The sequence below is a fragment of the Bosea sp. 685 genome (genome assembly GCF_031884435.1).
In the GTDB taxonomy this organism is placed as follows: Bacteria; Pseudomonadota; Alphaproteobacteria; order Rhizobiales; family Beijerinckiaceae; genus Allobosea.
On the sequence record NZ_CP134779.1, the window covers coordinates 5,359,728 to 5,376,077 of the forward strand.

Sequence of the window (16,350 nt, forward strand, 5' to 3'; positions counted from 1 at the left end):
CTCTGTCTTGCACGTCTGCACACAAGGGCGTGAGGACGAAACTGGAACGTAACTACAAAACGTAGTAGCATACCTGAATTCGAATGGGACCCCGAGAAGGACACCACCAATGTCGCCAAGCATGGCGTCGCCTTCGAATTTGCGAAACGCATTTTCGAGGGACCGGTGCTGAGCTGGATCGATGACCGCATCGATTATGGCGAGGTTCGCGAGATCAGCATCGGCGTCATCGACGGGTTTGTTATGCTCGTCGTCGTGCATACGGACCGCGACGGCCGCATCCGCATCATCTCGGCCCGATCAGCCTCCCAAAAGGAAAGGCAGCGCTATGAAACCTCCCTATGACAAACCGCTGTCGCCCGAGGCTCTCGCCGCGCTCAAGGACGACGAAATCGATTTCAGCGACATCCCCGAACTGGATGAGACCTTCTGGAGAAACGCGAAGCTGGTCGAGCCCGACCGCACGCAACTGGTGACACTGCGCGTCAAGAAATCGGTCCTGGAAGCCTATAAGGCCCAGGGCCGTGGCTATCAGACCCGCATGAACACCGTTCTCGAAACTTATGCCCGTTCCCAACTCAAGCGGACTTCATGATGCCGACCCAAACCTCGCCCACCGTCGTCTTCGATGTCGGCAACGTCCTGCTCCGCTGGGATCCGCGCCTGCTCTATCGCGAATTGATTCCCGATCCGGCCAAGCTCGACTGGTTCATGCGGAATGTCTGCACCGCCGCCTGGAACATCGAGCAGGATCGCGGCCGCTCCTGGGAAGAGGCCGTGGCGCTGCTGGTCTCGGCCCATCCCGAATGGACGCGCGAGATCAAGGCCTTCGACGAGCGCTGGCACGAGACCGTGCCCGGCGTGATCGAAGACAATGTCGCGCTACTCGCCGAACTCAAGGCAAAGGGCGAAAAGGTCTACGCCATCACCAATTTCTCGCGCGAGAAATGGGCGGAGTGCCTGATCCGCTTCCCCTTCCTGCAAAGCTTCGACGGCGCGATCGTCTCGGCGCATGAAGGCCTGATCAAGCCGGATATCGCGATCTACCGCACGCTGCTGGAGCGCTACGCCCTGAACGCGCCCGACTGCATCTTCATCGACGACAGCCACAAGAATATCGAAGCGGCGCGCGCGATCGGCATGCAGGCCGTGCACTTCGTCGAACCGCTCGATCTGCGCGCCGAGCTGCGGGGGTTGGGCGCCCTGCTCTGAAGCGTCGTTTTCTCGGGACGCCTGCCCTCAAACGGCGTGGCAACCATCGAGAACCGGGGCAGCCTCCGACCAGCACCAGCGCCCGCCGCCATCGCGTTTGGCGGCGTAGAGGGCCATGTCCACGCGCTCCAGCAGAGAGCTTCTCTCGGCCTCGCCGGGGCCAGCCAGGGCGATGCCGGCACTGGCGCCGATCGTCACCGACTCGCCCAGATCGAACGGCTTGCCCAGCACCATCACGGCATGCCGGGCGAGGTTTTGCGCCGCGCTGACGTCGGGCACGCCGGCCTGGAAGGGGAACAGCAGCATGAATTCGTCGCCACCCATGCGCGCCACGATGCCCTGCCCGCCCATGCAGCCGCGCAGGCGCTCCGCCACCTGGCGCAGCAGCGCGTCGCCGGCATGGTGGCCAAGCCGGTCGTTGATCGGCTTGAAGCCATCGAGATCGAGCGCAATGACGGCGTGGGGTGTGTCGACCGACTCCAAAGCGGAGAGGAACGCCGCCCGATTCGGCAGCCCGGTGAGCACGTCATGGCTCGCCTGATGAGCCAAGGCGAGCTTGGCCTCCAGCCGGTCGATGAAGGCCGTGCTGAGATGACGCGAAGCCTCGCGCAGCGTGACCCAGAACAAGAGCAGCATCGCGGCGCCAAGCTTGTAAGGCAGTTCGGGGCGCATGAAGCCCCCGAGCGCGACCGGAGCCAGCAACATCGCAGCGGTGAGCAGCACGATCCAGGGCCGCACCGCCGCGCGCGAGACCATGCCGACGCAAAACGACATCGCCAGACCAAAGCTGATCCAGGCGCCCGGGGCGTCTGCGAGTTCAAGAGCACGATAGGAGAGCAGGCCGAGCGCGAGGCCGAAGGCGCTGGAGCGCAGCCCATAGGCGCGCTCCCAATGCAGCACCTCGGCCGGGGTCAGCGGGCGGCCACGCGGATAACGCAGCAAACCGGAGATGCGCAGCGCCGCCGTGAGCAGAATCAGGGCGGCGATCACGGCATAGCCCTGGTCGCCGCTGACCATCGCGAGCGCCACGGCACCCGTCAATGCCGTCAGCGCGATCGCGCCGACTTGAGGCAGCGCAGTGTAGAGAAGATCCACGAGCTCGCGATGCACGCTCGGGTGCAATGGCAAGGCGGGAGCGCGATTCGACCGGGGCATGCCCGGAGCCTTAACCACGGCTTGCTAACAAGAGGTGGAGACGTTGCGTCAGCTTCCCCTCCACGCCCCACCTGTAGCCTCAGCTATCCATCTTCAGCGCGGCGATGAAGGCTTCCTGCGGGATTTCGACCTTGCCGAATTGCCGCATCTTCTTCTTGCCTTCCTTCTGCTTCTCCAGAAGCTTGCGCTTTCGGGTGGCGTCGCCGCCATAGCATTTGGCGGTGACGTCCTTGCGCAGCGCCCGGATGGTCTCGCGGGCGATGATCTTGCCGCCGATCGCCGCCTGCACCGGAATCTGGAACATGTGCGGCGGGATCAGCTCCTTGAGCTTCTCGCACATGGCGCGGCCGCGTGCGTCGGCGCGCGAACGGTGCACCAGCATCGAGAGCGCATCGACCGGCTCGGCATTGACCAGGATCGACATGCGCACGAGGTCGCCCTCGCGATAATCGGTGATGGCGTAGTCGAAGGAAGCGTAGCCCTTCGAGATCGACTTCAGCCGGTCGTAGAAATCGAACACGACTTCGTTCAGCGGCAGATCGTAGACGACCTTGGCGCGGGAGCCGACATAGCTGAGATCAGTCTGGACGCCGCGGCGGTCCTGGCAGAGCTTCAGCACCGAGCCGAGATATTCGTCCGGCGTGAAGATCGTCGCCTTGATCCAGGGCTCCTCGATCGTCTCGATCTTCATCACATCGGGCATATCAGCCGGATTGTGCAGTTCCAGCACCGAACCGTCGCGCAGATTGAGATGGTAGACCACTGACGGCGCGGTCGAGATCAGGTTGAGGTTGAACTCGCGCTCCAGCCGCTCCTGGATGATCTCCAGATGCAACAGCCCCAGAAAGCCGCAACGGAAGCCGAAGCCGAGCGCCGCCGAGGTCTCCATCTCATAGGAGAACGAGGCATCGTTCAGGCGCAGCCGGCTCATGGCAGCGCGCAGCACCTCGAAATCGGCCGCATCGACCGGGAAGATGCCGCAGAACACCACCGGCTGCACCGGCTTGAAGCCTGGCAACGGGTTCGGCGTCTGGCGCTTGTCATCGGTGATGGTGTCGCCGACCGCGGTGTCGGCGACCTCCTTGATCGAGGCGGTGAAGAAGCCGACTTCGCCGGGGCCGAGTTCCTTGACCTCGAGCATCTTGGGCTTGAACACGCCGACGCGGTCGACGCCATAAGCGGCGTTGGCGCGGATCATGCGGATCGTCATGTTCTTCTTCAGCACGCCGTCGATGACGCGCACCAGCACGACGACGCCGAGATAGGCGTCGTACCATGAATCGACCAGCAGGCATTTCAGCGGCGCTTCGAGATCGCCCTTGGGCGCCGGCAGTCTGGTGACGATCGCCTCGAGCACGCCCTCGATGTTGATGCCGGTCTTGGCCGAGATCGGCACAGCCTCGGAGGCGTCGAGCCCGATCACGTCCTCGATCTGCTGCTTGATGCGCTCGGGCTCGGCGGCAGGCAGATCGATCTTGTTCAGGACCGTGACGATCTCATGGCCCGCATCGAGCGCCTGGTAGACGTTGGCAAGCGTCTGCGCCTCGACGCCCTGCGAGGCGTCGACGACCAGGAGCGAACCTTCGCAGGCCGCCAGCGAGCGTGAGACCTCATAGGCGAAGTCGACATGGCCGGGCGTGTCCATCAGGTTCAGGATGTAATCCTTGCCATCCTGGGCGCGGTAGTCGAGCCGCACCGTCTGGGCCTTGATGGTGATGCCGCGCTCTTTCTCGATATCCATCGAGTCGAGCATCTGCTCGCTCATATCGCGCGCCGCCACCGTGCCGGTGGTCTGGATCAGCCGGTCGGCCAGCGTCGATTTGCCGTGGTCGATATGCGCCACGATCGAGAAATTGCGGATGTTGTCGAAACTGCGGGTGCTCATGGGCGCGCAATAGCAGCGATGCCGCATTGCGCCAAGGGTTTGCCGCCAAGGGTTTGCGGCTATTCCGCTGCGGCAAGTTGCTGCTGGGCCGGGCAGGGCTCCAGCGCCCAGGTCAGGGCGCGATAGTCGAAGCCGCTCTCCAGCGTCGGCTTCACGACTGCGAAATAGGGCGAGATGTCGAAATCGCGCGGCATGTAGAGCGAATGGTGCCGGATATGCAGGATCTCCTCGAAATCCTCCTCGTCCATCGCCTGCGCATATTCGACGGTCGGCAGCACGGGATAACGCGCCGCCTCAAAAGCCTGCGCGATCAGAGTGGAACAGATCGCCCGCGTCGGATCGCCCGAGCCCAGCGCGATCATGCGCCGGCGCCATGATGGCGGGGCCCAGGGGATCGGGATCAGCCAGCGCATCAGATCGAGGATGTTCTTGAGGTCATACTGGGTGCCGAGCCGCTCCAGCACATAATCGACGACAATGGCGCGGCCCTCGCGGTCAAGCGCCTGGGGACGGCAGATGCGGGTGCCGAACGCGCCGTATTTCGACAGCGGTGAGAGCACGCAGCCGACATCCATCTCGACCTCGGCCAGCACCAGCGGCTCGCCCTGCTCGCTGAACTGCCCGGTCTCCCCGACGTAAAGAGCCGCATGCGACCAGGTCGATTGCGTCAGATACTTGATCGCGGCCGAGACCTTCATGCTGCCTTCGACCAGCAGGACATCGCCCGGCCGCAACGCCGATTGCAACCGGGCCAGCGCCTTGGCGTCGACCAGGCGGGCCTCCGGCTTGCCGCGGGTGATGAATCCGACGACGGAACGCCCGAGAAATTCTAGACCGCGATTCATGGCCGCTTCCCCCGTGTCGCTTGTTTCGCGACCCGCGCCCTTCAAGAGCGTCGTTTGAGGCTCATCAAAGCGCGGATTCCTGAATCTTTCCGGAAACGCGACCTGTCGCGGCGCCCAGACTTGGAAATGTGGTGAAAGCCGAGTTCACGCCGCGTCAGAAGCAAGCGACGACGAAGGCCCGTATTTGGGCTTGACGTTCTTATATAGTAGAATAATTCTCTGTATCATGGAAATGATGGATGACCTCGAACTCGATCAGCGGCTCGGCGCGCGCATCAAGGCGCTGCGCCAGAGCCGCAGCCTGACGCTCGACATGCTGGCCGAACGCTCGGGCGTCAGCCGCGCGATGATCTCGCGGGTGGAGCGGGGCGAATCGAGCCCGACGGCCGCGCTGCTGGACCGGGTCTGCGCCGGCCTGGGAATTGTTCTCTCGGTCCTGTTTCGCGACGAGGGCCATGCCGGCCCGCTCGCGCGGCGCGCCGATCAGCCGGTCTGGACCGATCCGGCCAGCGGCTATGTCCGGCGCAACGTCTCTCCCGCAGGAACCGGCTCGGGGATCGAGATCGTCGATGTCGAGATGCCGGCGGGCGGGCGCGTCCTGCTCGACGCACCGCGCAGCGCCCATCGGCTCGACCAGCAGGTCTGGGTTCTGGCCGGCGAGATGGTGGTCACGCTTGGTGGTATCGAGCACCGGCTGGCGGCGGGAGATTGCCTGCAGATGCTGCTCGACGGGCCGATCGCCTACCACAATCCCGGCAGCGTGCCCGCCCGCTATGCCGTCGTGCTGACCACCTCCGGCTGAACGCCGCCCAAAGGATGAAGCTGATGCCGGTTGATGCCATCGTGATCGAAACGCTCACCCCGGAGGCCGCCGGCAACGCCATCCCGGCGCTGGCCGAGATCCTGCGCGACAGCGTCGCGAACGGGGCCTCTGTCGGCTTCATGGCGTGGAATACGCCGGAGGATTACCGCAGCTTCTGGACCGGGGTCATCGACGAGGTCGGCGCTGGCCGCACGGTGCTGCTGATCGCAAGGTTGGCCGGGGAGATCGTCGGCACGGCGCAGCTTCAGCTGATCGGCAAGCCCAACCAGCCGCACCGCGCCGAGATCGCCAAGGTGCTGGTGCATTCCTGCGCACGGCGTCAGGGCCTCGGCGAGACGCTGATGCGCGCGGCCGAAGATGCAGCGCGCAATGCCGGGCGCACGCTTCTGGTGCTCGACACCGACGAGGCCGGCGCGGCCCGGCGGCTCTATGGCCGGCTTGGCTGGAGCGAACTCGGCACGATTCCCCGCTTCGCCCTGATGCCGGACGGCCGCCATTGCGGCTCGACGTTTTTCTACAAGACGATAGGCTGAGCCTCTCAGGCTTAGTGGTTGTTAGGGATTCTGGGGCTCAGCCTGGCGGAAATAGGGCTCGACCTCGCCCTTGAGCTTCACCGTCATCGGATTGCCGAAGCGGTCCTTGGCATTGCCGGCGGTAAGGCGCACCCAACCCTCGCTGACGCAATACTCCTCGACATTGGTCTTATCGACGCCCTTGAAGCGCACGCCGATGTCGCGGGCAAGCAGCTCCTCATTGTAGTGGGGGCTGTTGGGGTTCGAGGAGAGACGGTCGGGGAGTGTGTCGGTCATCTGATAAAGCCTTGACGTGCAGATTTCGGGCGGCAGGAAGGCCGCGTTGGCGGCAGAGGTAGCGCGAACCGGCGGCGATGCCAAATCAAGCGGGTCAGCCACCGCCGGCCTGCTCGATAAGCGCCGCCACTGCGCGCTGGCCCCTCTGGCGAGCATGGGCGAGCGGCGACACGCCATCCTCGTCTGCGAGGCCAGGATTGGCGCCGGCATCGAGCACGAGCTTTGCCACCTGCTGATGGCGCGTGCCGCCATCGCCGAGGATCACGATTTCCAGCAGGCAGGTCCAGCCGAGATCATTGACGTGATCGAGGTCGATGCCGCTCGTCAGCAGCAGCTTCACGGCCTCGACATGGCCGCGCTCGCAGGCGGGAATCAGGGCGTTGCCACCATAGCGGTTGCGGATCGTCAGATCGGGCTTGCGCGGCAGCATCGCCGTAATGATCTCGGCACGTCCCAACGCCCCGGCCAGGAGCCAGGGCGTGTCGCGATTGGCGGCCTGCGTATTCGGGCTCGCACCCGCATCAAGCAGGGCGCGGGCGGCCCCGACATGATTGCCCGCCACCGCGAGCAGCAGGGCGCTGCGCCCCTGCGCATCCCGCGCATCGAGCGGAGCGCCTGCCGTCACCAGACGGGACACCTCGTCGGCACGCCCCGCAGCCGCAGCCTCGATCAGCGCAGGTCCTGTGGCAGGGGCAGATCTTGCGGGAGGGGCGGGACTGATCATCAGCGACACACCCAAAAGGGCCCCCAGCCAGGCGGCCGCCCCCTCACCGGCCGCCGTCGAGCAGCCGCCCGACCACCTTGGCGGTGTAATCCACCATCGGCACGATGCGGGCATAGTTCAGCCGTGTCGGGCCGATGATTCCGACGACGCCGACAATGCGCTGCTCGGCGTCGCGGAAGGGCGCTGCCACCATCGAGGAGCCCGACATCGAGAACAGCTTGTTCTCGGAGCCGATGAAGATGCGCACGCCGTCACCGGCCTCGGCCCGGGAGAGCAGATCGATGACATCGGTCTGCGTCTCGAGATCGCCGAAGAGCAGGCGGATGCGCTCAAGATCCTCCTGCGCCTTCAGATCCTCCAGCAGATTGGCCTGGCCGCGCACGATCAGATGGCGATCGCTCGAGGGACCCGACGAGGTCGCGATGCCGCTCTCGACGAGCTTGGCGGTCAGCGCATCGAGCTCGCTTTCCATCTCCGCGCGGTGCTCGGCGATCTCGCGGCGCAGATCGCCTAGCGTCTTGCCCATGATGCGGGCGTTGAGGAAATTCCCAGCCTCCGTCAGCGCCGAGGCCGGCAGGCCCGGCGGCAAGGCGAGCAGCCGGTTCTCGACCGTGCCGTCATCGGCCACCAGCACGACGAGCGCACGAGCGGGATCGAGCCGGACGAATTCGATGTGCTTGAGGCGGGCATTGGCCTTGGTGGTGACGACGACGCCGGCGCCGCGCGAGAGTCCCGAGAGCAGGGCCGAGGCCTCGGTCAGCGTCGCATCCAGCGTGCGGTTGGTGGCGGCGGCCTTCATCTGCGCTTCGATGCGGGTGCGCTCGTCGGAGGTGAGATTGCCGACCTCCATCATCGCATCGACGAAGAAGCGCAGGCCTCTTTCCGTAGGCAGGCGCCCCGCGGAGGTATGCGGCGCATAGATCAACCCGGCCAGTTCGAGATCGGTCATGACGTTGCGCACGGTCGCGGGCGACAGCGTCATCGGCAGCAGGCGGGCGATGTTGCGCGAGCCGACCGGCTCCCCGGTGGTGAGGTAGCCGTCGATGATCTGACGGAAAATCTCGCGCGAGCGCTGATCGGTCTCGATCAGGCCGCCGGGGGATTCAGGGCGCGGCGTATGGGCGCTCATTTCAGTGGAAAAATGGCTGTGACATGAGCTTATTGTCGGCTCGGACCTGCGAGGGATCAAGCGGAAACGGTAAACGAAGAGCGCGGGGAACCCTTCTCCCGAATGGATTTCTCTGCGAAAGGGCCCTGGCGTTGAGGTTTGATTGCTGATTCACTTCGCTCGGGTGCGGCGGGGTGATCGGCATGTCGGATCAGATGTCTTTGGCTGAGGCGTTTTTGGACCCACGCCTGGGTGCGAACGCGAAGCTTGCGAAGATCGATGGGCTGATCGCGTGGGATCGGCTGGCGCCCTTGGCCGGCAAGCTGCGCCAGGCTGAGACGGGCAGGCCGCCTTACGCGCCGCTTGCGATGCTCAAGGCGCTCTATCTGCAGGCGCTTTACGATTTGTCGGATCCCGGCCTGGAGGAGGCGCTGCTGGACCGGCTGTCGTTTCGACGTTTCTGCGGGTTTGCGCTCGATGGCGGCACGCCCGACGAGACGACCTTGTGCCGCTTTCGGCTGGCGGCAGCGCAGGCGGGCGTGCTCGAGGCCTGCTTTGCCGAGATCGGCGCGCAGCTCTCGGCCAAGGGTCTGATCCTGAAGAAGGGCACATTGCTCGACGCCACAATCGTTCAGGCGACGCATGCTGCCCCGTCACGCGAAGCCGGGCTGGGCAAGGGCCACCCCCGTGAACCCGGCGCCGACTGGGGCAAGAAGAACGGCAAGGCCCATTTCGGCTACAAGCTGCATGTCGGCGTCGACGAGGGCTCGGGCCTGATCCGCACGGCGCTCGTGACCTCGGCGCGGATACAGGACGTCGAGATGGCCCCAGGGCTCGTCAGCGGCGACGAGGCCGCCGTCTATGCCGATCGCGGCTATGAGAGCAAGGCCCAGCGCGCCGCCCTGAAGGCCTTGGGCATCAAGGACCGGATCATGCATCGCCGGCACAAGCACATCGCTGTCCTGCCGCGCTGGCTGCAGCGCCGCAACGCCCTGATCGCGCGCCGCCGCGCTCCCGTCGAAGCTGTCTTCAGCGCCATGAAGCGCCTCTATGGCAAAGCCCGGACGCGATGCCACTCGTTCGTCGCCAACACCGCAGACCTGATTGCCTTCGCAACCGTCTACAATCTCCGGCGCGCCACCATCATCGCAGGCGGCTGAACCAGGTCGACTGCGAGCTCTCCAAGCCAACCGCTGAAGACCGCCCGTCACAGGCGAACAATCCGCCGTCAAAATATCAGTCCTCAGCCGCGTTTCGCAGAGGAATCCGAATGGGAGAAGGGCAGGGATGAGGGCCCGCCGCTGATTGCCAGGGCGCAGCGGGGCCGTTGCGTCGTCTGGTTGACCCGCACACCCTCATCCGACCCTCCGAGCCACCTTCTCCGGCCCATCTCGGGCTTGCCCGAGATGGGCAACCAAAGTGTCAAAGTCGGCAACAGCCGATTTTGATGCGGGAGAAGGAAGGGACGTCGCGAAACCCGGCTCCCAACCTTGCCGCCCCCGGCTCAACCGCTTACAAGCCGCCAACTTCGAACAATCAGGATGCTCCCATGCGACCCTCCAAACGCGCGGCCGATGAAATGCGCAAGGTCACGCTCGAACGCGGTGTGGTGCGCTATGCCGAGGGCTCCTGCATGGTGAGCTTCGGCGAGACCCGGGTGCTCTGCGCCGCGACGGTGGAAGAAAAGGGCCCGCCCTGGCTGCGCGGCACCGGCAAGGGCTGGGTCACCGCCGAATATGCGATGCTGCCGCGCGCGACGCATGAGCGCAATCGCCGTGAGGTCACCTCCGGCAAGCCCTCCGGCCGCACACAGGAAATCCAGCGGCTGGTCGGGCGCTCGCTTCGCGCCGTGGTCGACCTGACCGCGATCGGCGAGCGCCAGATCGTGGTCGATTGCGACGTGCTCCAGGCTGATGGCGGCACCCGCACGGCCTCGATCACCGGGGCATGGGTCGCGCTGCATGACGCGCTGAAATGGATGGAGGGTCGCTCCATGCTGAAGGGCTCCAACCCGCTCAAGGACCATGTCGCGGCGATTTCCTGCGGCATCGTCGCCGGCAATCCGGTGCTCGACCTCGACTATATCGAGGATTCCGGCGCGCAGACCGATGCGAATTTCGTCATCACCGGCGGCGGTGGCCTTGTCGAAGTGCAGGGAACGGCCGAAGGCGCGCCGTTCTCGGAGGAGGAGCTCCTGGCCCTGCTCAAGCTCGCCAAGGGCGGCGTGAGCAAGCTTGTCGCGCTGCAGAAGGCGGCGGTGGCCTGACGGGACCCTCGACGCTTATGCTCGGAACCACAACGTCATCCCGGACGCAGCCCTCGGGTCCGATCTTCGATCGGCCCAAGGATAAACTTCGCGGTGATCCGGGATCCACCGTAGAGCCGAATCCGCTGCAAGGGTTGGGCCTCCGATGGATCCCGGGTCGAGCCCGGGATGACGAGGCGTTTTCGAGCCAGCAAAGGCAAGAACAGTGACAGCTCACCGCCTCCTCACCGGCAAGGTCGTGATCGCGACCCATAACCAGGGTAAATTGCGCGAGATGCGCGATTTGCTCGGGCCCTATGGCATCGAACTGGTCTCGGCCGGCGAACTCGGCCTGCCCGAGCCGGACGAGGACGGCTACATGTTCGCAGAGAACGCGGCGATCAAGGCCGTCGCCGCGACCAAGGCGTCGGGCCTGCCGGCGCTCTCCGACGATTCCGGCATTTGCATCGACGCGCTCGACGGCGCGCCCGGACTGTTCTCGGCCAATTGGGCCGGCCCGGGCAAAGACTTCGCCCCGGCGCTCGCCCGCGTGCAGGCCGAACTCGCCAAGCGCGGTGCGACCACGCCCGACAAGCGCCGGGCGCATTTCGTCTCGGCGCTGGTGATCGCCTGGCCCGACGGGCACCAGGAACTGTTCGAAGGCCGCGTTTTCGGCGAGATCGTCGATGCGCCGCGCGGGCTCGGCGGCTTCGGCTATGACCCAATTTTCCGGCCGGACGGCCACGCCAAGACCTTCGGCGAGATGACCACGGGCGAGAAGCACGGCATTCCCGAGGATGGTTCGGCCGGGCTCTCGCATCGCGCGCGCGCCTTCCATGAACTCGCCATCGCCTGCCTGAGGAAGTCCTCATGACCGACGCGGCCGCCCTCAGCGAGCGGCCAGGCGCGATCCTGCATCCCACAGCGGATGCCGGTTTCGCGGTCTATGTGCATTGGCCGTTCTGCCTGGCCAAATGCCCCTATTGCGACTTCAACTCCCATGTCAGGCATGCGCCGCCCGACCAGGCGCGCTATGTCGCGGCTTTCCGGCGCGAAATCGCCCATCGTGCAGAGCTCACGCCCGGCCGCACCGTCTCCTCGATCTTCTTTGGCGGCGGCACGCCGTCGCTGATGGAGGGCCGCACGGTCGGTGCGATCCTCGATGCGATCGGCGAGCATTGGGCCGTCGATCCCCATTGCGAGGTCTCGCTGGAGGCCAACCCGACCAGCGTCGAGGCCGGACGCTTCCAGGATTTCCGCGCAGCCGGCGTCAACCGCGTTTCGCTCGGCGTGCAGGCGCTGAACGACGCCGACCTCAAGGCGCTCGGCCGGATGCATTCGACGCAGGAAGCGTTGGATGCTGTCGCGATCGCGCGCAAATATTTCGAGCGCTACTCCTTCGACCTGATCTATGCCCGTTCGGTCGGGCAGACTCCGGCCTTGTGGCGCGCCGAGCTCGAACTCGCAATCAGCCATGCAGCTGAACATCTCTCGCTCTACCAGCTCACCATCGAGCCCGACACGGCGTTCGAACGGCTGTTCAAGGCCGGCAAGCTCGCAATCCCCGATCATGAGGCGGGAGCAGCGCTCTACGAGACCACGCAGGAGATCACGGCCAAGCACGGCATGCCGGTCTATGAGATCTCGAACCACGCCAAGCCCGGCGCCGAATGCCGGCACAATCTGGTCTATTGGCGCTATGGCGAATATGCCGGCATCGGGCCCGGCGCGCATGGCCGGCTGGTGACGGCGCAGGGCCGCATGGCGCATTCGACCGAAAAGAGCCCGGAAGCCTGGCTGACCCGCGTCGAGGCGGAAGGGCATGCGCTGGTCGAGGACGAGCTGCTGAACGCCGAGGCCCAGGGCGACGAGTACCTGCTGATGGGGCTGAGGCTGGTCGAGGGCATCGACCCGGCCGTGTTCAAGGCCCTGTCCGGGCGGAGCTTGCGCGAACCCCGCGTCACGAGCCTGATCCTGGATGGGCTGCTGACCCGAAAGCCCGGCGGCAAGCTCGCGGCGACGCCCGACGGCGCATTGCTTCTCAATGCGCTGGTGGCTGACTTGGCGGCGTGAATTCGTAAAGCGTCCCTTTACGCAAGTCGCCCGTTCGCACTATAATCCAGGCGATGCGAATTAGGAACGTCAAGCACAAGGGACTGCGGCGCCTCGTCGAGAACGATGATGCCTCGGGACTTCAGTCGCAAGCCGTCGATAAACTCCGCAAGATGATCTCGTTCCTGCAGGACATGGAGCATCAGGACGAATTGCGGTCCGTTCCGACCTGGAAGGCGCATCTGCTAACAGGCGATCGGAAGGGCGTCTGGAGCCTGTTCGTCACGAAGAATTGGCGCATGACCTTCCGGATCGAGCAGACGGACATCGAGATCATCGATCTCGACTATGAGGATTACCATTGATGGATAACGAAATCGCACCTGCGCCAGGCTACCGCCTGAAGAACCCCGGGCATCCCGGCGGCTTCCTGAAGACCGAGATCATCGAACCGGCCGGCTTGTCGGTCACTGCCGCCGCCGCTGTGCTCGGCGTGACGCGTCCAGCGCTATCTGCATTGATCAACGCCCGCGCCGCCTTGTCCCCCGACATGGCGTTGCGGTTCGAAAAAGCCTTCGGCCTCTCGATGGATACATTGATGCGCATGCAAAACAGCTACGACATCGCGCAAGCCCGCAAACGGGCTGACATGATCGACGTCAAGCCGTTCGTGCCTGCGCCGAAGGCGGCCTGACGGCAGGATCGCAGGACTGAATTACTGCGTCCTCGGTCCGAGGTCGCGCGGGGCGGCGTTGACCGTGACGATCTGGCCGTTGCGCAGCTCCAGCACCGCCAGCCCGCGCTCGTTCTGGCCGTCGGGGCGGAAGCGGAAGACGCCGTCGGCGCCCGCAAAGCCCGAGGCATTGGTCAGCACGGCTTCCGAGAAGCGCTGCGAACCCTGCGTACGGGCAAGCGCGGCGGCCAGTGAGACCGCGTCATAGGCCAGGGTCGCGGTGCGGGTCGGGGCGCTGTTGAAGCGCTGCTGGTAGCGCCCGGCGAAGGCGTTGAAGCCGGCCGTGTCGGGCGAGGCGAACCAGCCACCCTGGATCGCCGCAACGCGCGCAACGGCGCCGTCGTTCCAGACGCCAGTGCCAAGCGGCTTGACCTTGGTCGGGTCGAACCCGCCCTGCTGCAAGGCGAGGCCGAGTGCCGGCATGGTGTCGGCCGCAGCCGGCACGAACAGTGCGTCGGCCTGCGGCAGCGACGGAGCGAGCCTGCCGACCGCGGCGCGCATGCTGTTGGCGTCGGCGCTGAAGCGCTCGATCGCGACAGCGCGCGCCCCGCGATTGGCGACGGCCTGCTGGAAGGCCGCCTCGACGACTTTGCCGTAAGCGGTGTCCGGCACCAGCGCGGCGAAGGATTTCTTACCCTGCGCCGAGGCGTAGGCGATGACCCGGTTGACGTCGTTCTCAGGCGGGAAGGACAGCAGGTAGACTCCGCGCGTCGCGACGTTGCTGTCGCTGGAGAAGGCCATGACCGGGCGGTTGGCGGAGCGCGCAACCTGCGCCGCAGCCTGAACGGAGGGCGCGAAGAGCGGTCCGATGATCAGCTCCGCGCCCTCGCGCAGAGCCTCCTGGGTTCCCGCCTGCGCCCCCTCCGGCGTGCCTCGATCATCCTTGACCAGCAATGTCAGGTCGGCACCGGGGAATTCGGCGAGCGCCATCTCGGCCGCGTTGCGCAGCGAATTGCCGACCACGGCGCCCTGCCCTTCCGCCGTCAGCGGCAGGATGAGGCCGACCTTGACCTTGCCATTGCCGATCGTCTGGCCGGAGCTCGCCGGCTGGCCCTGGGCCGCCCCCGGAGAGCCCGTGTCGAAGCCCGGCATGCCCGAGGTGCCGCCGCTGCAGGCGGCGAGCGCAAGCGCGGCGAAGACCGCCAGCGCCGGAGTGCGCAGAGACAAGATCGGAGCGAGGTGCCAGGGGCGCAACACGGGGCGATCTCCAGTCATGAGCCGAACTCTGGACCTAAAACTTATGAACCGGTGCGGCGAGAAGCCGCCCGGTGGTGCAGTCCCCCGACCGTGGGGCTTTCCTGCCAGTCCGCCATGGTATTTTCAAGTTGTTAACTCTGAGTTGCACCTCCCCGATCAGCCATTCCACGGGCTGCGGCCGTGGCGAAAGCCGAGCGCTTGTGGCAGCGTGCAACTCATGTCGACCCAACCCTCCACGCCCCGCTCTCCCAGCTACACCGCCTTCGGGCTCAAGGCCGAGGCCGAGCCGCTCGCGCCCGGGCTGCACATCGTCGCGACGCCGATCGGCAATCTGCGCGACATCTCCTTCCGCGCCCTGGCGACATTGGCGGCGGCCGATGCGGTGCTCGCCGAGGACACCCGGACCTCGAAGACGCTGCTGGCGCATTACGGCATCTCGACGCCGTTATTGCCCTATCACGAGCACAACGCCGCGCTGATGCGCCCAAAGGTGCTGGCGAAGCTGCGCGAGGGCGGCCGGCTCGCCTTGATCTCGGACGCCGGCACGCCGCTGGTCTCCGACCCCGGCTACAAGCTCGTCGCCGATGTCGTGGCCGAAGGCCTACCGGTGACCGGCATCCCCGGCCCCTCCGCCGTCTTGGCGGCGCTGGTGCTGGCGGGGCTGCCGACCGACCGCTTCTTCTTCGAGGGCTTCCTGCCGCCCAAGGCCGCGGCGCGGCGCGGGCGCCTGACCGAGCTCGCCGCGATTCCCGGCACGCTGGTCTTCTTCGAATCGCCGCGCCGTCTCGCCGAGATGCTGGGCGACGCCGCCGCCGTGCTCGGCGCGCGGCCCGCCGCCGTGGCGCGCGAACTGACCAAATATTACGAGAATGTCCGGCGCGGCCCGCTCGCCGAACTCGCCAGCCATTATAACAGCGAGGAGGAGGCGCGCGGCGAGATCGTCGTCATCATCGGCCCGCCCGGGGCCGAGGAGTTGGCGCCGGCCGGTGACGTCATCGATGAGAGGTTGCGCGCCGCGCTGGCCGATGTCTCGCTGAAGGAGGCGGTGGCGCAGGTCGCGGCGCAGACCGGCCAGCCGCGCCGCAAGATCTACGCCCGCGCGCTCGAGCTGACCCGCGAGGAGCCTTGAGGGACGCTGTCCGCAGCTCTCGCCGCAGCGCTCGCGCAAAACGCTCTGGCGCGACCGGCAGACGCTCGGAGTGGCTGGCGATCATCTGGCTCTCCGTGAAGGGCTACCGGCTGCTGGCGCGGCGCTTCGGCGGCAAGGGCGGCGAGATCGACCTCATCGTCAAGCGCGGCCGCACCATCGCCTTCGTCGAGGTCAAGGCGCGCGGCGCGCTGGAGGATGCGCTTTCTGCCATCACGCCGCAGAAGCGCCGGCTCGTCGAGGCGCGAATCCGGCAATGGCTTGCGCGCAATCCCTGGGCGATGGAGCATCATTTGCGGGCCGACGCGGTCTTTCTCGCGCCCCGGCGCTGGCCGCGCCATGTACTGGGCGTGTTCGAGCTTGTCTTGTAACGCAAGGCATCCCACTTGCCGATGCGGTGCGTGCCGGTCGATAA

General features: G+C 66.0%; 20 protein-coding genes. 13 read left to right on the forward strand and 7 right to left on the reverse strand.

Annotated elements, in window-relative coordinates; genetic code table 11:
• Positions 1–69: 69 nt before the first annotated feature.
• Genes RMR04_RS26245 through RMR04_RS26255 form a run of 3 tightly spaced genes read left to right on the forward strand, consistent with a single transcriptional unit; the run spans position 70 to position 1,212 of the window.
• Positions 70–345 carry a BrnT family toxin gene (locus RMR04_RS26245; RefSeq protein WP_311915955.1) on the forward strand — a complete coding sequence of 92 codons (276 nt, stop codon included), beginning with the start codon at positions 70–72 and terminating at the stop codon, positions 343–345.
• Positions 329–595 (forward strand): BrnA antitoxin family protein, encoded by a 267-nt coding sequence (locus RMR04_RS26250; protein ID WP_311911446.1) that lies wholly within the window; start codon positions 329–331, stop codon positions 593–595. Before RMR04_RS26245 ends, RMR04_RS26250 begins: the two co-directional genes overlap by 17 nt.
• Positions 592–1,212: an HAD family hydrolase gene (locus tag RMR04_RS26255; protein WP_311911447.1), complete on the forward strand. Its 621-nt coding sequence runs from the start codon at positions 592–594 to the stop codon at positions 1,210–1,212. The genes RMR04_RS26250 and RMR04_RS26255 overlap by 4 nt, the downstream gene beginning before the upstream one ends.
• Before the next feature lie 27 nt (positions 1,213–1,239).
• Here RMR04_RS26255 and RMR04_RS26260 read toward each other — a convergent pair whose 3' ends face one another.
• From RMR04_RS26260 to RMR04_RS26270, 3 genes are all read right to left on the reverse strand, one after another.
• On the reverse strand, positions 1,240–2,367 hold the full coding sequence (locus RMR04_RS26260) for a diguanylate cyclase domain-containing protein (protein ID WP_311911448.1): 1,128 nt from the start codon (positions 2,365–2,367) through the stop codon (positions 1,240–1,242).
• Positions 2,368–2,446: 79 nt separating this feature from the next.
• The gene (gene lepA, locus RMR04_RS26265; RefSeq protein WP_311911449.1) at positions 2,447–4,252 is read right to left on the reverse strand and encodes a translation elongation factor 4; all 1,806 of its coding nucleotides are present in this window, start codon (positions 4,250–4,252) and stop codon (positions 2,447–2,449) included.
• Between the two features lie 59 nt (positions 4,253–4,311).
• On the reverse strand, positions 4,312–5,097 hold the full coding sequence (locus RMR04_RS26270) for a YiiX/YebB-like N1pC/P60 family cysteine hydrolase (RefSeq protein WP_311911450.1): 786 nt from the start codon (positions 5,095–5,097) through the stop codon (positions 4,312–4,314).
• A 226-nt stretch (positions 5,098–5,323) separates the two neighbouring features.
• Here RMR04_RS26270 and RMR04_RS26275 point away from each other — a divergent pair, with 226 nt between their 5' ends.
• Both RMR04_RS26275 and RMR04_RS26280 read left to right on the forward strand, forming a co-directional pair.
• Entirely contained in the window at positions 5,324–5,899 is a 576-nt protein-coding gene (locus RMR04_RS26275; protein ID WP_410492158.1) for a helix-turn-helix domain-containing protein, read from the forward strand.
• A 23-nt stretch (positions 5,900–5,922) separates the two neighbouring features.
• Complete coding sequence (locus RMR04_RS26280) at positions 5,923–6,453, forward strand: GNAT family N-acetyltransferase (protein ID WP_311911453.1); 531 nt, start codon at positions 5,923–5,925, stop codon at positions 6,451–6,453.
• Between the two features lie 21 nt (positions 6,454–6,474).
• Here RMR04_RS26280 and RMR04_RS26285 read toward each other — a convergent pair whose 3' ends face one another.
• The 3 genes from RMR04_RS26285 to hrcA form a co-directional block, all read right to left on the reverse strand.
• Positions 6,475–6,729, reverse strand: a complete 255-nt coding sequence (locus tag RMR04_RS26285) for a DUF3297 family protein (protein WP_311911454.1) — start codon at positions 6,727–6,729, stop codon at positions 6,475–6,477.
• A 94-nt stretch (positions 6,730–6,823) separates the two neighbouring features.
• Complete coding sequence (locus RMR04_RS26290; RefSeq protein WP_311911455.1) at positions 6,824–7,453, reverse strand: ankyrin repeat domain-containing protein; 630 nt, start codon at positions 7,451–7,453, stop codon at positions 6,824–6,826.
• 43 nt (positions 7,454–7,496) lie between these two features.
• The gene (gene hrcA, locus RMR04_RS26295; RefSeq protein WP_311911456.1) at positions 7,497–8,582 is read right to left on the reverse strand and encodes a heat-inducible transcriptional repressor HrcA; all 1,086 of its coding nucleotides are present in this window, start codon (positions 8,580–8,582) and stop codon (positions 7,497–7,499) included.
• 215 nt (positions 8,583–8,797) lie between these two features.
• Here hrcA and RMR04_RS26300 point away from each other — a divergent pair, with 215 nt between their 5' ends.
• The 6 genes from RMR04_RS26300 (at position 8,798) to RMR04_RS26325 (ending at position 13,552) form a co-directional block, all read left to right on the forward strand.
• The gene (locus tag RMR04_RS26300) at positions 8,798–9,721 is read left to right on the forward strand and encodes an IS5 family transposase (protein WP_311909523.1); all 924 of its coding nucleotides are present in this window, start codon (positions 8,798–8,800) and stop codon (positions 9,719–9,721) included.
• A 389-nt stretch (positions 9,722–10,110) separates the two neighbouring features.
• Positions 10,111–10,827 (forward strand): ribonuclease PH, encoded by a 717-nt coding sequence (rph, locus tag RMR04_RS26305; RefSeq protein ID WP_311911457.1) that lies wholly within the window; start codon positions 10,111–10,113, stop codon positions 10,825–10,827.
• A 205-nt stretch (positions 10,828–11,032) separates the two neighbouring features.
• On the forward strand, positions 11,033–11,680 hold the full coding sequence (gene rdgB, locus RMR04_RS26310) for an RdgB/HAM1 family non-canonical purine NTP pyrophosphatase (RefSeq protein ID WP_311911458.1): 648 nt from the start codon (positions 11,033–11,035) through the stop codon (positions 11,678–11,680).
• On the forward strand, positions 11,677–12,879 hold the full coding sequence (gene hemW, locus RMR04_RS26315) for a radical SAM family heme chaperone HemW (protein ID WP_311911459.1): 1,203 nt from the start codon (positions 11,677–11,679) through the stop codon (positions 12,877–12,879). Before rdgB ends, hemW begins: the two co-directional genes overlap by 4 nt.
• A gap of 53 nt (positions 12,880–12,932) precedes the next feature.
• Positions 12,933–13,223, forward strand: a complete 291-nt coding sequence (locus RMR04_RS26320) for a type II toxin-antitoxin system RelE/ParE family toxin (protein ID WP_311911461.1) — start codon at positions 12,933–12,935, stop codon at positions 13,221–13,223.
• Positions 13,223–13,552 carry a HigA family addiction module antitoxin gene (locus RMR04_RS26325; RefSeq protein WP_311911463.1) on the forward strand — a complete coding sequence of 110 codons (330 nt, stop codon included), beginning with the start codon at positions 13,223–13,225 and terminating at the stop codon, positions 13,550–13,552. Before RMR04_RS26320 ends, RMR04_RS26325 begins: the two co-directional genes overlap by 1 nt.
• Positions 13,553–13,573: 21 nt before the next feature.
• On the opposite strand, the gene RMR04_RS26330 is transcribed toward RMR04_RS26325, so the two are convergent.
• On the reverse strand, positions 13,574–14,788 hold the full coding sequence (locus tag RMR04_RS26330; protein WP_311911464.1) for a penicillin-binding protein activator: 1,215 nt from the start codon (positions 14,786–14,788) through the stop codon (positions 13,574–13,576).
• Between the two features lie 217 nt (positions 14,789–15,005).
• Here RMR04_RS26330 and rsmI point away from each other — a divergent pair, with 217 nt between their 5' ends.
• Positions 15,006–15,917, forward strand: coding sequence for a 16S rRNA (cytidine(1402)-2'-O)-methyltransferase (rsmI, locus tag RMR04_RS26335; RefSeq protein WP_311911465.1), 912 nt, complete (start codon positions 15,006–15,008; stop codon positions 15,915–15,917).
• Positions 15,914–16,306, forward strand: coding sequence for a YraN family protein (locus tag RMR04_RS26340; RefSeq protein ID WP_311911466.1), 393 nt, complete (start codon positions 15,914–15,916; stop codon positions 16,304–16,306). The genes rsmI and RMR04_RS26340 overlap by 4 nt, the downstream gene beginning before the upstream one ends.
• Positions 16,307–16,350: the final 44 nt, after the last annotated feature.

Coding starts and splice junctions, on each gene's coding strand:
- hrcA (WP_311911456.1), bottom strand. CDS start 8,582: ATGAGCGCCCATACGCCGCGCCCTGAATCCCCCGGCGGCCTGATCGAG.
- RMR04_RS26270 (WP_311911450.1), bottom strand. CDS start 5,097: ATGAATCGCGGTCTAGAATTTCTCGGGCGTTCCGTCGTCGGATTCATC.
- RMR04_RS26280 (WP_311911453.1), top strand. CDS start 5,923: ATGCCGGTTGATGCCATCGTGATCGAAACGCTCACCCCGGAGGCCGCC.
- rsmI (WP_311911465.1), top strand. CDS start 15,006: ATGTCGACCCAACCCTCCACGCCCCGCTCTCCCAGCTACACCGCCTTC.
- rph (WP_311911457.1), top strand. CDS start 10,111: ATGCGACCCTCCAAACGCGCGGCCGATGAAATGCGCAAGGTCACGCTC.
- RMR04_RS26255 (WP_311911447.1), top strand. CDS start 592: ATGATGCCGACCCAAACCTCGCCCACCGTCGTCTTCGATGTCGGCAAC.
- RMR04_RS26325 (WP_311911463.1), top strand. CDS start 13,223: ATGGATAACGAAATCGCACCTGCGCCAGGCTACCGCCTGAAGAACCCC.
- hemW (WP_311911459.1), top strand. CDS start 11,677: ATGACCGACGCGGCCGCCCTCAGCGAGCGGCCAGGCGCGATCCTGCAT.
- RMR04_RS26250 (WP_311911446.1), top strand. CDS start 329: ATGAAACCTCCCTATGACAAACCGCTGTCGCCCGAGGCTCTCGCCGCG.
- lepA (WP_311911449.1), bottom strand. CDS start 4,252: ATGAGCACCCGCAGTTTCGACAACATCCGCAATTTCTCGATCGTGGCG.
- RMR04_RS26275 (WP_410492158.1), top strand. CDS start 5,324: ATGGAAATGATGGATGACCTCGAACTCGATCAGCGGCTCGGCGCGCGC.
- RMR04_RS26290 (WP_311911455.1), bottom strand. CDS start 7,453: ATGATCAGTCCCGCCCCTCCCGCAAGATCTGCCCCTGCCACAGGACCT.
- RMR04_RS26320 (WP_311911461.1), top strand. CDS start 12,933: ATGCGAATTAGGAACGTCAAGCACAAGGGACTGCGGCGCCTCGTCGAG.
- RMR04_RS26285 (WP_311911454.1), bottom strand. CDS start 6,729: ATGACCGACACACTCCCCGACCGTCTCTCCTCGAACCCCAACAGCCCC.
- RMR04_RS26260 (WP_311911448.1), bottom strand. CDS start 2,367: ATGCCCCGGTCGAATCGCGCTCCCGCCTTGCCATTGCACCCGAGCGTG.